Raw genomic sequence first — 13,239 nt, 5'->3', positions numbered from 1 at the left:
GTTGAGCGAAGCGATACCCATCACCCCGACAGCATGGGTTTCGCAAGCTCAACCCATCCTACGAAAAGCACCTCGGCGCAGCCGGCAAGGCAGTTGCTCCAACGAACAGCCGCTTGGGAGAAAGACATGCAAGACGTAGTGATAGTCGCCGCCACCCGCACCGCCATCGGCGCCTTCCAGGGCAGCCTGGCGAACATCCCCGCCCACGAACTGGGCGCCATCGTCATCCGCGAGCTGCTGCAGCGCAGCGGCGTGAAGCCCGAGCAGGTGGACGAGGTGATCCTCGGCCAGGTGCTCACCGCCGGCTCCGGGCAGAACCCGGCGCGCCAGGCCGCCATCGCCGCCGGGCTGCCCCATGCGGTGCCGGCGCTGACGCTGAACAAGGTCTGCGGCTCGGGCCTCAAGGCCCTGCACCTGGCCGCCCAGGCCATCCGCTGCGGCGACGCCGAAGTGGTGATCGCCGGCGGCCAGGAGAACATGAGCCTGTCACCCTACGTGCTGCCCAAGGCCCGCACCGGCCTGCGCATGGGCCATGCGCAACTGGTCGACAGCATGATCGTCGACGGCCTGTGGGACGCCTTCAACGACTACCACATGGGCATCACCGCCGAGAATCTGGTGGACAAGTACGGCATCACCCGCGAGGAGCAGGACGCCTTCGCCGCCGCCTCGCAGCAGAAGGCCGTGGCCGCCATCGAGGCCGGGCGCTTCCGTGACGAGATCGTCCCGGTGAGCATCCCGCAGCGCAAGGGCGAGGCGCTGAGCTTCGACACCGACGAGCAGCCGCGCGCCGGCACCACCGCCGAGGCCCTGGCCAAGCTCAAGCCGGCGTTCAAGAAGGACGGCAGCGTCACCGCCGGCAACGCCTCCAGCCTCAACGACGGCGCCGCCGCCGTACTGCTGATGAGTGCCGCCAAGGCCAAGGAACTGGGCCTGCCGGTGCTGGCACGCATCGCCTCTTATGCCAGCGCCGGCGTCGATCCGGCGATCATGGGCATCGGCCCGGTTTCCGCCACCCGCCGCTGCCTGGACAAGGCCGGCTGGCAACTGGCCGAGCTGGACCTGATCGAGGCCAACGAAGCCTTCGCCGCGCAATCCCTGGCGGTGGGCAAGGAACTGGGCTGGGACGCCGCCAAGGTCAACGTCAACGGCGGCGCCATCGCCCTGGGCCATCCCATCGGCGCCTCCGGCTGCCGCGTGCTGGTCAGCCTGCTGCACGAAATGCTCCGCCGCGATGCGAAGAAGGGCCTTGCCACCCTGTGCATCGGCGGTGGCCAGGGCGTGGCCCTGGCCCTGGTCCGCGACTGATCGAGCCCCGCGTGCCGGTGTGACGGACGCCCCGGACGAACTCCGGGGCGTTCGGCGTTACAAAGAAAAATAACTCCAAGAAAATCGAGGTAGGAAAAATGAACGCGAAACTGCAACTGCAGGAAAGCCGTTCCGCGCGCTTCGCCATGGCCTGCTCGGCCTGGGCCGAGCGCTGGTTCCCGGACTCCTGGGTGTTCGCCACCCTGGCGGTGCTGATCGTGGCCGTGGCCACCCTGGCCATGGGCGCGTCCCCCGGCGACACCGCCAAGGCCTTCGGCGACGGCTTCTGGAGCCTGATCCCCTTCACCATGCAGATGGCCTTCGTGGTCATCGGCGGCTACGTGGTCGCCAGTTCCGGCCCGGCCTCGCGGCTGATCGCGCTGCTGGCGCGGGTGCCGAAGAACGGTCGCTCGGCGGTGGCCTGGGTGGCCGTGGTGTCGATGCTCGCCTCGCTGCTCAACTGGGGCCTGAGCCTGGTCTTCGGCGGCCTGCTGGTGCGCGCCCTGGCCCGCCGCACGGACCTGAAGATGGACTACCGCGCCGCCGGCGCCGCGGCCTACCTGGGCCTGGGCGCCGTCTGGGCGCTGGGCCTGTCGTCCTCCGCCGCGCAGCTGCAGGCCAACCCCGGCAGCCTGCCGCCGTCGATCCTCGCCATCACCGGGGTGATCCCCTTCACCGAGACCATCTTCCTCTGGCAGTCCGGCCTGATGCTGCTGGCCCTGGTGGTGGTGTCGGTGGTGATCGCCTACATGACCGCGCCGGGCGAATCCAGCGCCCGCGACGCCGATGCCTGCGGCGTGGACGTCAGCTTCACCCCGCCGCACATGAGCAAGCCCAGCCGCCCCGGCGAATGGCTGGAGCACAGCCCGTTGCTGATCCTGCTGCTGGTGGCCCTGGCCGCCGGCTGGCTGTTCCACGAGTTCGCCACCAAGCCGGCGATCCTCGCCATCTCCGGGCTGAACACCTACAACCTGCTGTTCCTGATGGTCGGCGCGCTGCTGCACTGGCGCCCGCGCAACTTCCTCGACGCCGTGGCCCGCGCGGTGCCGACCACCACCGGGGTGCTGATCCAGTTCCCGCTGTACGGCTCCATCGCCGCCATCATGACCACCGTGAAAGGCACCGACGGCGCTACCGTGGCGCACCACATCTCCACCTTCTTCGTGCAGATCGCCTCCCACGACACCTACGCGCTGCTGATGGGCGTGTACTCCGCGGTGCTGGGCTTCTTCATCCCCTCCGGCGGCGGCAAGTGGATCATCGAGGCGCCCTACGTGATGCAGGTGGCGACCGAGCTGAAGTACCACCTGGGCTGGGCAGTGCAGATCTACAACGCCGCCGAGGCGCTGCCGAACCTGATCAACCCCTTCTACATGCTGCCGCTGCTCGGCGTGCTGGGCCTGAAGGCCCGCGACCTGATCGGCTTCTCCTTCGTCCAGCTGCTGGTCCACGTGCCCCTGGTGCTGTTCCTGCTCTGGGCCCTGGGCACCACCCTGCAGTACCTGCCGCCGGTCATGCCGTAACCACGCAGACGGCCGCCAACGGCAGAGCCCGGGCACCGCGAGGTGCCCGGGCTTTTTCATGGGCGGCCCGCCGGAGGTTCCGGCAATCGCGGAGATGGCTTCTCGTAGGAGCGAGCTTGCTCGCGAACAGACTCCGCTGCGGGGCTCATTCGCGAGCAAGCTCGCTCCTACGAAGAGCGCCCCGGCGCGGCCTGTAAGACAGTAGCGTAGGGCGTATAACCGTTCGCGGTTATACGCCGTTGGCCCGGAACACCGTTGCGACGGCCAGCCCGTAGGATGGGTGGAGCGAAGCGATACCCATCGCCATGGCCGGAGGCAAAGCCCGGTTCGACCATGGCGTTGGGGAATGACACAGGTGTAGCGGCGGAGAACCGTGAACGGTTACGCCACCACCACCCGTTGCGGGTCGGCGGCTTCGCGGGCGGCCTTGCGGCTGGGTTGGGGCGGGTAGATCCACTGGGTGTTGATCTGGCGCTTGAGGGCCTTGGCCTCGGCGCCCTGCAGCTTGACCTGGCGTTCCCAGCCCTCGGTGTAGACCGCGCCCCAGGGGCCCAGGTCGAGGCAGGTGACGTAGACCGGCTGGGCGTAGGCCTGGGTGGGCAGGCCGAGGAGGTCGGCGGCGACGTTGTAGCCGGCGCTGCGGCCCATGTTCATCGCGTGCTGGCAGGACATCAGCGCGTGGTTGCCCGCATCGTCCACCTGCGCCAGGGCCACGTCGCCGGCGGCGAATACCGAGTCCACGCCTTTCACCCGCAGGTCGCGCGTCACGTGCAGGCGGCCGAGGGCGTCGCGTTCGCCGGGCACCTGGGCGGTCAGCGGGCTGGCCTGCATGCCGGCGGTCCAGATCACCGTCTTCGCCTCGATGCGCTCGCCGGTGGTGGTGCTCAGGCCGTCGGCGTCGATGGCGTTGACCGCGGCGCCGAGGAAGCGCACCACGCCCAGTTCGTCCAGGGCCTGCTCGATCTGCGGGCGCGGGCCGGGGCCCAGGTCGGGGCCGATGACGTGGCTGCGCTCGACTATCACCACCCGTACCTCGGCATCTTCGCCTAGCACATGGCGTACCCGCGCGGGCAGTTCGCAGGCGATCTCGATGCCGGTGAAGCCGCCGCCGGCCACTACCACTGTGTTGCGCGCGTCGCCCGGCGGCAGGTCGGCCAGGCGCGCCAGGTGCACGTCCAGGGCGCTGGCTTCGTCGGTCTGGTCGATGCTGAAGGCGTGCTCGGCCAGGCCGGGGATGGCCGGGCGGAACAGGCGGCTGCCGGCGGTCAGCACCAGGCGGTCGTAGGCGAGGCTGAAACGTTCGCCGCGCTCGTTCACGGCCTCGACGCTGCGCTCGCCGGTGTGGATGCGCTCGACGCTGCCCTGCACGTAGCGCACCCCGGCGGCTTCGAACAGCGGCAGCAGCGGCGTGGTCATGGCGTGCGGGGCGGCCTCGTGCAGGCGCGGGCGCAGGTGCAGCAGCGGCTCGGGGGCGACCAGCGCGACTTCGACGTCGCCGCGGCCGTGCTGGTCGAGGACGCGGGCGGCGCCCAGCGCGGCCCACATGCCGGCGAAACCGGAACCGATGACGAGGATGCGTTGTTGCATGGCGTGACTCCTGGGAAGGGAAAATTCGTGAAGGGGATACTAGGCGTTCGGCGGGAGGGGAATAACGGACAATCCGGGCGAAAACCGGCAGTCCAATCCTGCCGGGCGCTTGGACGTGGCTGCCGGTAGCGCCTAGGCTGCTTTGGGCCCACTCACCACATCGTCGTCCAGCCCTTGTTCGCGTAACCCCGCAGCGGAATCCGTTCGCGAGCAAGCTCGCTCCTACGAAAATCGAAAACCGAAAACAACCGAGAGCAGTGCCATGAATTTCAATCTGCAAGACAAGCTCGCCCTGGTCAGCGGTTCCACCAAGGGCATCGGTTTCGCCATCGTTCAGGGCCTGGCGCGCGAGGGCGCGCGGGTGGTCCTCAACGGCCGCAGCCAGGCTTCGGTGGACGCCGCCCTGGCCAAGCTGCGCGAGCAGCAGCCCGATGCCCGCGTCGAGGGTTTCGCCGGCGACCTGTCGCAGCCTTCGGCCATCGCCGAACTGGTGGGCCGCTACCCGCAGGTGGACGTGCTGGTGAACAACCTGGGTATCTTCGATCCCAAGCCCTTCGCGGAGATTCCCGACGAGGACTGGGAGCGCTTCCTGCAGGTCAACCTGCTCTCCGGCGTGCGCCTCAGCCGCGCCTATCTGCCGGGCATGAAGCAGCGCAACTGGGGGCGGGTGGTGTTCATCAGCAGCGAGAGCGGCGTGCAGATTCCGGTGGAGATGATCCACTACGGCGTCACCAAGACCGCCCAGCTCGGCCTGTCCCGCGGGCTGGCGGAGGATTGCGCGGGCACCGGGGTGACGGTCAACGCGGTGCTGCCGGGGCCGACGCATTCCGAGGGCGTCGACGAGTTCGTCGGCAAGCTCTCCGGCGGCCAGCCGTTCGCCGAGTTCGAGGCGGAGTTCTTCCGCAGCGCGCGGCCCAGCTCGCTGCTCAAGCGCTTCACCACGCCGGAGGAGGTGGCCAACCTGGTGGTGTACGTCTGCTCCGAGGCGTCCTCGGCCACCAATGGCGCGGCCCTGCGCGCCGACGGCGGGGTGGTGCGTTCGGCCTTCTGAGACGCGTGGCTGCGCGGCCTCAGGCGATCTGCCGGAGCAGGTCGCGCAGCTTGTCCAGGGCCGGGTCGATATCCAGCTTCTCGATGGCGCCGAAGCCCATCAGCAGCCCCTGGCGCACCGGCTCGCGGTCGTAGAAGCCGTCCAGCGGATAGATGCCGACTTCCAGCTTGCGCGCCAGCTCCACCAGCAGCGGCAGCTTCACCGGCACCTTGAACAGCAGCGCCAGGTGGAAGCCGGCGTTGGACGGCACCGCCTGCAGCCAGGGCGAGAGGTCGCCTTCGACGCGCGCCAGGATGCGTTCGCGGCGCGTGGCGTAGATGCCGTGGCAGCGGCGGATGTGCTTGAGCAGGCAGCCGTCGGCGATGAACTTGGCCAGCGCCCACTGCGCCAGGGTCGAGCTGTGCCAGTCGTTCAGCTGCCGCGCGCGCAGCAGGGCCGGGCGCGGGCCCGGCGGCACCACCAGGTAGCCCAGGCGCAGTTCCGGCAGCAGCGTCTTGGAGAAGGTCCCGACGTAAGCCACGAGGCCCAGGCGGTCGAGGCTGTGCAGCGTCTCGTGGGGGCGGCCTTCGTAGCGGAATTCGCTGTCGTAGTCGTCCTCGACGATTACCGCGCCCAGCTCCGCGGCCCGCGCCAGCAGGGCCTGGCGCCGCGCCTCGCTCATCGGCATGCCGAGGGGGAACTGGTGCGCCGGGGTGCAGTAGATCAGCTGGGTGCCGTCGGGGATGCGCTCCACGCACAGACCCTCGGCGTCCACCGGCACGCTGACGATTTCCGCGCCCTGCATGGCGAACTGCAGGCGCGCCGGCGGGTAGCCGGGGTCTTCCATGGCCACCCGGGTGCCGGGGCGCACCAGCACCCGGGCCAGCAGGTCGAGGGCCTGTTGCGCGCCGTTGCAGACGATGACGTCCTCGTCGCGGCACTGCACGCCGCGGCTGTAGGCGATGTGCCGGGCAATGGCGTCGCGCAGGCTGGGCAGGCCCTCGGGCTGCGCGTAGACCGCCCGCGGGCCCTGCATCTGGCGCAGGGCGAAGTGCACGCAGCGGCGCCAGTCCTCGTGGGGGAAGGTGGCGAGGCTGCTGGCGCCGCCGAGGAAGTCGGCGCGCAGGGTGACGCCGGCGTGGGGATGGACGATGCGCGTCTGCAGCGCCTCCCAGGTGTCGATGGCCTCCTGGGCGGCGTAGCGGATGGCCTGCGGGCGCTGCTCGTGGCGCGGCACCCGGGCGTTGACGAAGGTGCCGCTGCCGACGCGGCCGACCAGCACGCCCTCGTAGGTGAGCTGGGCGTAGATGTCCGACACCGTCTTGCGCGACAGGCCCAACTGCTCGGCCAGCAGGCGACTGGGCGGCAGCCGCGCGCCGGCGGCCAGGCGCCCGCTGTCGATGGCCTCGCGCAGCTGCGCGTAGAGTTGCCCGCCAAGGTCCTTCTGGCCCTGGATGACGATGTGCAACTCCATGAATGCCTCTCCGCGCTCGCTGTGTATTGGCGGAAGATTAGCCAGCGGCCGGGCCGGGCGCGAAGTTGCGTAGCGGTTTTTCGTAGGATTGGCCACCCTGGCGCGATGGCGCGCCCGGCAGAATGGCCTTCATCTACCTTCGAGGAACTTCGCCATGGAACCACGCCTGGACTACTACACGGCCTCGCCGGAAGCGCTCAAGGCGATCCTGGCGCTGGAGGCGGCGACCTTCGACCTGTCCATCGAGAAGCCGCTGCTGGAGCTGGTCAAGGTGCGCGTCTCGCAGGTCAACAACTGCGCGTTCTGCGCCGACATGCATGCGCTGGAGGCGCGGCGCAGCGGCGAGTCCGAGCGGCGCCTGTACGCCGTGGCGGTATGGCGCGACTCGCCCTTCTTCAGCGACCGCGAGCGGGCCGCGCTGGCCTGGTGCGAGTCGGTCACGCTGCTGTCGCAGTCCAACGTGCCCGACGAGGTCTACCAGCAGTTGCGCAGCCAGTTCGACGAGCGCGAGGCGGTGGACCTGACCGTGGCCATTTCCGCCATCAACTGCTGGAACCGCCTGGCGGTGAGCTTCCGCCAGCTGCCGGCGCTCTAGCGCCGCCGGGGTTGCCGCGGCAGGCTGCCGGGCAGGGCGTAGTAGCGGGCCCGCGCGGCCGGGCTGGCGCGCCAGCGGCGTTCGGCGGCGAGGTCGTCGGCCCAGCGGTCCAGGTCTTTTTCGGCGGGGTGCGGGAAGAGTCGACGCAGCAGTCGGGCGAACATGGCAGTCACCTCTGTAACTCTTTAAGTGTATTTATACGGTTACTCAAGGCTGTATTTTGCGCCTGCCTTGTAACCTGTCAATAACTGTTTAAAGAGTTACTGCGCCATTCGTCCGGGCAGACACCGTCCGGCATCCGGGATAGGCCTTGGCGGGGAAGGGGAAAGGCGGCTGCGGCGGGCGCCGCAGCCGGGGCGGGGCTCAGTCGAGGATGGTCAGGGTGACGTCGATGTTGCCGCGGGTGGCGTTGGAGTACGGGCAGACGATGTGCGCGCGGTCCACCAGGGTCTGCGCCTGGTCGCGCGGCAGACCGGGCAGGGAGATGCGCAGCTCCACCTCGATGGCGAAGCCGGTGGGCACCGGGCCGATGCCGACCACGCCCTCGATGGACGGGTCCTTGGGAATCGCCAGCTTGTCGCGGGCGGCGACGAACTTCATGGCGCCGAGGAAGCACGCCGAGTAGCCGGCGGCGAACAGTTGCTCCGGGTTGGTGCCGCGGGCGCCGTTGCCGCCCAGTTCCTTGGGCGTGGTCAGCTCCACGTCGAGCACGCCGTCGGAGGAAATGGCGCGTCCCTCGCGGCCACCGGTGGCTTCGGCGTAGGCGCGGTACAGCACGTTGTCGATGGACATGGCAGGGCTCCTGATCAGGGAAGGGGACTGAACAGTCTTGGCCAGGCTGGCGCGGCTCGCCAGTCGCCCGATGCTGTAACTTGAAAACGCCTGGACGAGGGTTACCATGGGCTCGACACCCACGACCCCGGAGCGAGCATGCGCGAAACCACCCCCCAGCCGCCCTACATCCTCGCCGACCACCCGGTGCTGGACTTGCTCAACAGCCTGAGCCGCGCCGATGCCGCGGCCCTGTCGGTCTCCGATGCCTGGCACAGCGACGCCGACGTGCTGCACTGGCTGCGCCTGCTGGGCTTGCCGGCGGAGGGTGCGGACTTCGCCGAGGGCGAGCTGCTGGCCGCCGCCATCGAATTGCGCGAGACCCTGCGCGAGCTGGTGAGCAAGCGCAAGCGTGGCGAGGCGGCCGACCCGGCGCGCTTCAACGCCTTCCTGCGCAAGGTCGCGAGCTACCCGCAGCTGGATTGGGACGGGCAGGGCGCGCATCTGCACCACCAGGCCGTCAAGCCCGGCGCCGAATGGCTGCTGGCGCCGCTGGCGGAGCAGGGCGCGCAGTTGCTCGCCGAGGGGGATTTCGAGCTGGTCCGCGTGTGCGAGCACCCGGACTGCACCCTGTGGTTCTACGACCGCACCAAGTCGCACCGCCGGCGCTGGTGCAGCATGGCCCTGTGCGGCAACCGCCACAAGGTCGCCGAGCACCGCAAGCGTCAGCGCCAGGGCGACGCCTGAGGCTCAGCGCGGGCAGCTTGCGGCGGCCCGCGCCGGCTGCCAGGTGCAGGCCGCCCCCAGCAGCAGGGCGGCGCCGGCCGCCAGCAGCGCCGGGCTGAAGCTGCCATCCAGGTGGTAGAGCGCGCTGGAGGCCAGCGGCCCGACGATCTGCCCCACGCCGTACACCGCAGTCATGGCCGCCAGCATGTTGAAGCGCACTTTCGCCGCCGCCAGGCGCGCGGCGGGCAGGGCGATGGTCGGCGTGCCCATGAAGGTGCCGCCCACCAGCAGGGCGCTGGCCAGGTAGGCCGGGGCGCTGTGCTGCAGCACCGGCAGGATCACGCCCAGCGCCTGCACCAGCAGGTTCGCCGCCAGCGCCCGGCGCGTGCCCAGGCGCCCGTGCAGCCAGTGCCAGAAGAAGCACGACGGCGCCGCCGCCAGGCCGAATACCGCCCAGGCCTGCAGCGGCGACAGCGCGCCGCCGCGCATCAGCAGCGGCAGGTAGGTGGCGGTGATGATGTAGCCAAAGCCGGCCAGGCCGTAGATCAGCAGCAGGCTCGCCGGCGCCATGGGCACGGCGGGCGCTGCGTGCGTCGCCGTCTTGGCGGGCGCGGGTGCGGGGCGACCCAGCGCCGGCCAGGCCAGCAGGGCGAGAACGCTCCCGGCGCCGGCCAGCAGCAGCCAGATCGCCGGGCTGCCCAGGCCCGCGCCATGGCCGCCGGCGATCAGCTCGGCGGAAATCAGGATGCCCAGGCCCACCCCGGAAAACATCAGCGGCGCGCCGCCGTGGCGTTGCATCACGTGCAGCAGCCACACCGAGGCGCCTACCAGCGCCACCGCGCTGAGCACCCCGGCCAGCAGGCGCACGCCGATGGCGAACCCGGCCGGCGCCGGCACTGCCATGGCCGCCAGCCCCAGCAGGGTGCCCACCAGGGCCACGCGGCACAGGTTCGCCGCCAGGCGCTCCGGGCAGCGCGCCAGGGCCAGCGCCCCCAGCAGGTAGCCGGCGTAGTTGGCCGAGGCGGCCAGCGAGCCGCTATTCACGCTGAGCACGCCTTCGCCGACCATCAGCGGGTAGAGCCCGGTGAAGGCGAAGCGGCCGAAGCCCATGCCGATGGCCAGGATGAGCGCGGCGCTCAGCGCCAGCGCGAGTTCCCTGCGTTGCTTCACGAGGCGGCCCCCAGGGTTTCGCGGAAACGTTCGAAGGCGCCGGTGGCGTAGCCTTCGCGCCAGACCAGGAGGATGTCCACGCTCATGATCGGCAGCAGTTGCAGCGCCGGCGGCTCGCGCTGCAGGTCGAGCAGCGAGCGCGGCAGGATGCCCACGCAGGCGCCGGCGGCGACGCAGGCCAGGATGCCGTGGTAGGAGCCCACTTCCTGCACCTGCACGCGCGGGCCCTCGGCGTTCAGCCAGTCCTCGGCGATCTGCCGGTAGGTGCAGCCGCGGGCGAAGCCGGCCAGGGTCCGCACCTGCACGTCGCCCGGCCCGCGCACCGGCGGGTGGTCGCCGGGCAGGGCCAGCAGCAGTTCCTCGCGGAACACCGCCTGGCCCAGCAGGCCGCGCTCCAGGGCCGCCTCGAAGCCGGGTTCGGCGCGCAGCGCATCCGGGTGGGCGACCAGCGCGCAATCCAGGCGCCGCGACAGCACGCCGTCCACCAGCGCCTGGCTGGTGCCGGTGCTGACTTCCAGTTGCACCTGCGGGCAGGCGCGGTGGTAGGCCGCCAGCGGGCCGGGCAGGCGGCTGGCGGCGGTGCTCTCCATGCTGCCCAGGCGCAGGCTGCCGCTGGCCTCGCGGGGGTGCAGCGACTGCCGCGCCTCGGCGGCCAGGGCCAGGAGCTTCTCGGCGTAGGCGAGGAACTCGCGGCCCTGGTCGGTCAGCGCCATGCGTTTGCCGTCGCGCAGGAACAGCGCCACGCCCAGGTCTTCCTCCAATTGGCGGATGCGCGTGGTGACGTTCGACTGCACCCGCTGCAGGCGCGCGGCGGCGCGGGTCACGCTCTGCTCCTCGGCGACGCAGCGGAAGATTTCCAGGCTGGACAGGTCCATCGATGATCTCTGTTGGAGAATGTGTTGCGTAGAATATTCTCTGTATGAGATTTTAAGTCAACCATCGATCAGCCCAAGAGATCACCGCCATGCCCCTTCGCCAACTGCTCGGCATCGAACACCCCATCATCCAGGCGCCCATGGTCGGGGTCTCCACCCCGGCGCTGGCCGCCGCCGTGTCCGAGGCCGGCGCCCTGGGCTCCATCGGCCTGGGCGCGAGCAGCCCGGCTCAGGCCCGCGAGCTGATCGCCCAGGTTCGCGCGCTGACGGCGAGGCCGGTGAACTTCAACCTGTTCTGCCACCACCCTGGGCAGGCCGAAGCCGCCCGCGAGGCCGCCTGGGTGGAACACCTGCGGCCGCTGTTCGAGGAACTGGGCGGCGAGCCGCCGGCGGCGCTGCGGGAGATCTACCGCAGCTTCGTCGATGATCCGCAGATGCTGGAGGTGCTGCTGGAGGAGCGTCCGGCGGTGGTCAGCTTTCACTTCGGCCTGCCCGCGCGGGGCTGGATCGACCGGCTGAAGGCCGCCGGCATCGTCCTGCTCGGCTGCGCCACCAACCTGGCGGAGGCCCGCGCCGTCGAGGCCGCCGGGCTGCACGCGGTGGTCGCCCAGGGCTACGAGGCGGGTGGGCACCGCGGCATCTTCGAGCGTGATCACGATGAGCGCATCGGCACCCTGGCCCTGGTCGGCAGCCTGGCGCCGGCGCTGAAGGTGCCGGTGATCGCCGCCGGCGGCATCATGGACGGCGGCGGCATCCGCGCCGCCTTCGCCCTGGGCGCGCAGGCGGTGCAGATGGGCACGGCCTTCGTCGCCTGCCCGGAGTCCTCGGCCAACGCCGCCTACCGCGCGGCGCTGCGCAGCGAGCGGGCCTGGCACACCGAAGTGACCGCGGCCATCTCCGGGCGCCCGGCGCGCGGCCTGCCCAACCGCCTGTTCAGCGACCTGCAGCGCGCCGACGCCCCGGCGCTGCCGGACTACCCCATGGTCTACGACGCCACCAAGGCCCTGGTCGCCGCGGCCAAGGGCAATCCCGACTTCGCCGTGCAATGGGCCGGCCAGGGCGCGCCCCTGGCCCGCGAGCTGCCGGCGGCGGAGCTGGTGGCCACGTTGGTTGAAGAGTTGAATCGGGCGTAGGGCGTATAACCGTTCGCGGTTATACGCCGTCTGACCTTGGCCGACCGTCTGCTCGGTGTCGACCTGGACATGGGCCCTCAAAATGCCCAGCCGAGCCCTGGTGCAAAGGATGCGTTCGGTGTATCGGCGTATAACCGCGAACGGTTATACGCCCTACGCTCCCTGTCGGTTCGTCGTCAGGCCCGCCGCTGGCCGCCAACGTTCGGCAAGAAGCACCCCGGCGAGGGTCAGCGCGCCGCCGTATAGGTGGTGCACGCCCAGGCGCTCGTCCAGCAGCACGGCGGCGATGGCCGCGGTGACCAGCGGCAGCAGGTTGAAGAACAGCGCCATGCGGTTCGGGCCCATCTCCTGCACCCCGCGCATCCACGCCAGGGGCGCGGCGATGGAGGCCAGCAGGCCGGCGTAGGCCACCAGCGGCAGGTTGCCGGCGTCCAGGCCGTGGTGCGGCGAGAGCAGGTACATCGGCAGCATCGCCAGCACCGCCACCAGCACCTGCAGGTACAGCAGCTGCAGCCCCGGCAGGCGTATCTGCCATTTCTTCAGCAGCACGCCGTAGAGGCCGTAGGCGAGGGTGGCCACCAGCATCATGCCGTCGCCCGGGCCGATGCCCTGGTGCAGCAGGCTGGCCAGGTCGCCGTGGGCGATCACCAGCAACACGCCCAGCAGCGACAGCAGCGAACCGAGCACGCCGCCGGCGTTGAGCCGCTGGCCGAGCAGGGCGCTGGCAAGGCCCAGGGACATCAGCGGCATCAGCGCGAGGATGATGCCCATGTTGGTGGCGCTGGTCAGGGACGCGGCGTAGTAGGCCAGGCTCTGGTACACGGCCATGCCCAGCAGGCCGAGCACCACGATCTTCGGCAGCAGCGGGGCGATCTGCGCGCGCCGCGCCAGCAGCGGGCGCAGCACGAAGGGGCTGAGCAGCACGGCCACCGCCAGCCAGCGGAAGAAGCCGATCTCGGCCGGGGCGATGCGGCCCACGGCGAGCTTGTTGACCACGGTGTTGCCGCCCCAGACGAGCACGGCGAAGAGCGGGAAGAAATAGGTCAT

General features: G+C 70.4%; 13 protein-coding genes. 6 read left to right on the top strand and 7 right to left on the bottom strand.

Going from position 1 to position 13,239, the window contains the following annotated elements:
* Nucleotides 1–126 precede the first annotated feature (126 nt).
* Together BM060_RS08760 and BM060_RS08755 are read left to right on the top strand one after the other, a co-directional pair.
* Entirely contained in the window at nucleotides 127–1,308 is a 1,182-nt protein-coding gene (locus BM060_RS08760) for an acetyl-CoA C-acetyltransferase (protein WP_074979261.1), read from the top strand.
* Nucleotides 1,309–1,406: 98 nt separating this feature from the next.
* The gene (locus tag BM060_RS08755) at nucleotides 1,407–2,831 is read left to right on the top strand and encodes a short-chain fatty acid transporter (RefSeq protein WP_074979259.1); all 1,425 of its coding nucleotides are present in this window, start codon (nucleotides 1,407–1,409) and stop codon (nucleotides 2,829–2,831) included.
* A 381-nt stretch (nucleotides 2,832–3,212) separates the two neighbouring features.
* On the opposite strand, the gene BM060_RS08750 is transcribed toward BM060_RS08755, so the two are convergent.
* Entirely contained in the window at nucleotides 3,213–4,418 is a 1,206-nt protein-coding gene (locus BM060_RS08750) for an NAD(P)/FAD-dependent oxidoreductase (protein WP_074979256.1), read from the bottom strand.
* A gap of 262 nt (nucleotides 4,419–4,680) precedes the next feature.
* On the opposite strand from BM060_RS08750, the gene BM060_RS08745 reads away from it, so the two are divergent.
* Complete coding sequence (locus BM060_RS08745; protein WP_074979254.1) at nucleotides 4,681–5,469, top strand: SDR family NAD(P)-dependent oxidoreductase; 789 nt, start codon at nucleotides 4,681–4,683, stop codon at nucleotides 5,467–5,469.
* A 19-nt stretch (nucleotides 5,470–5,488) separates the two neighbouring features.
* On the opposite strand, the gene pdxR is transcribed toward BM060_RS08745, so the two are convergent.
* The gene (gene pdxR / locus BM060_RS08740) at nucleotides 5,489–6,922 is read right to left on the bottom strand and encodes a MocR-like pyridoxine biosynthesis transcription factor PdxR (RefSeq protein WP_074979252.1); all 1,434 of its coding nucleotides are present in this window, start codon (nucleotides 6,920–6,922) and stop codon (nucleotides 5,489–5,491) included.
* A 154-nt stretch (nucleotides 6,923–7,076) separates the two neighbouring features.
* On the opposite strand from pdxR, the gene BM060_RS08735 reads away from it, so the two are divergent.
* A complete protein-coding gene (locus tag BM060_RS08735; RefSeq protein WP_074979250.1) occupies nucleotides 7,077–7,517 on the top strand; it encodes a carboxymuconolactone decarboxylase family protein in 441 nt (146 codons plus the stop codon).
* Here BM060_RS08735 and BM060_RS32910 read toward each other — a convergent pair.
* Nucleotides 7,514–7,681 carry a hypothetical protein gene (locus BM060_RS32910; RefSeq protein WP_009622166.1) on the bottom strand — a complete coding sequence of 56 codons (168 nt, stop codon included), beginning with the start codon at nucleotides 7,679–7,681 and terminating at the stop codon, nucleotides 7,514–7,516. The genes BM060_RS08735 and BM060_RS32910 overlap by 4 nt on opposite strands.
* Before the next feature lie 199 nt (nucleotides 7,682–7,880).
* Nucleotides 7,881–8,309 carry an organic hydroperoxide resistance protein gene (locus BM060_RS08730; RefSeq protein ID WP_009622165.1) on the bottom strand — a complete coding sequence of 143 codons (429 nt, stop codon included), beginning with the start codon at nucleotides 8,307–8,309 and terminating at the stop codon, nucleotides 7,881–7,883.
* A gap of 138 nt (nucleotides 8,310–8,447) precedes the next feature.
* Here BM060_RS08730 and BM060_RS08725 point away from each other — a divergent pair, with 138 nt between their 5' ends.
* The gene (locus tag BM060_RS08725; RefSeq protein ID WP_074979247.1) at nucleotides 8,448–9,035 is read left to right on the top strand and encodes a CGNR zinc finger domain-containing protein; all 588 of its coding nucleotides are present in this window, start codon (nucleotides 8,448–8,450) and stop codon (nucleotides 9,033–9,035) included.
* 3 nt (nucleotides 9,036–9,038) lie between these two features.
* Here BM060_RS08725 and BM060_RS08720 read toward each other — a convergent pair whose 3' ends face one another.
* Both BM060_RS08720 and BM060_RS08715 read right to left on the bottom strand, forming a co-directional pair.
* Entirely contained in the window at nucleotides 9,039–10,184 is a 1,146-nt protein-coding gene (locus BM060_RS08720) for a YbfB/YjiJ family MFS transporter (protein ID WP_135499932.1), read from the bottom strand.
* A complete protein-coding gene (locus BM060_RS08715; protein WP_074979245.1) occupies nucleotides 10,181–11,059 on the bottom strand; it encodes a LysR family transcriptional regulator in 879 nt (292 codons plus the stop codon). The genes BM060_RS08720 and BM060_RS08715 overlap by 4 nt, the downstream gene beginning before the upstream one ends.
* An 89-nt stretch (nucleotides 11,060–11,148) precedes the next feature.
* On the opposite strand from BM060_RS08715, the gene BM060_RS08710 reads away from it, so the two are divergent.
* Nucleotides 11,149–12,192: an NAD(P)H-dependent flavin oxidoreductase gene (locus BM060_RS08710; RefSeq protein ID WP_074979243.1), complete on the top strand. Its 1,044-nt coding sequence runs from the start codon at nucleotides 11,149–11,151 to the stop codon at nucleotides 12,190–12,192.
* A 153-nt stretch (nucleotides 12,193–12,345) separates the two neighbouring features.
* On the opposite strand, the gene BM060_RS08705 is transcribed toward BM060_RS08710, so the two are convergent.
* A complete protein-coding gene (locus BM060_RS08705) occupies nucleotides 12,346–13,239 on the bottom strand; it encodes a DMT family transporter (RefSeq protein WP_074979241.1) in 894 nt (297 codons plus the stop codon).

This window comes from Pseudomonas citronellolis (assembly GCF_900112375.1).
Lineage (GTDB): Bacteria > Pseudomonadota > Gammaproteobacteria > Pseudomonadales > Pseudomonadaceae > Pseudomonas > Pseudomonas citronellolis.
The sequence above is the reverse complement of the archived record's forward strand: the minus strand, read 5'-3'. Positions and strand labels throughout refer to the sequence as shown.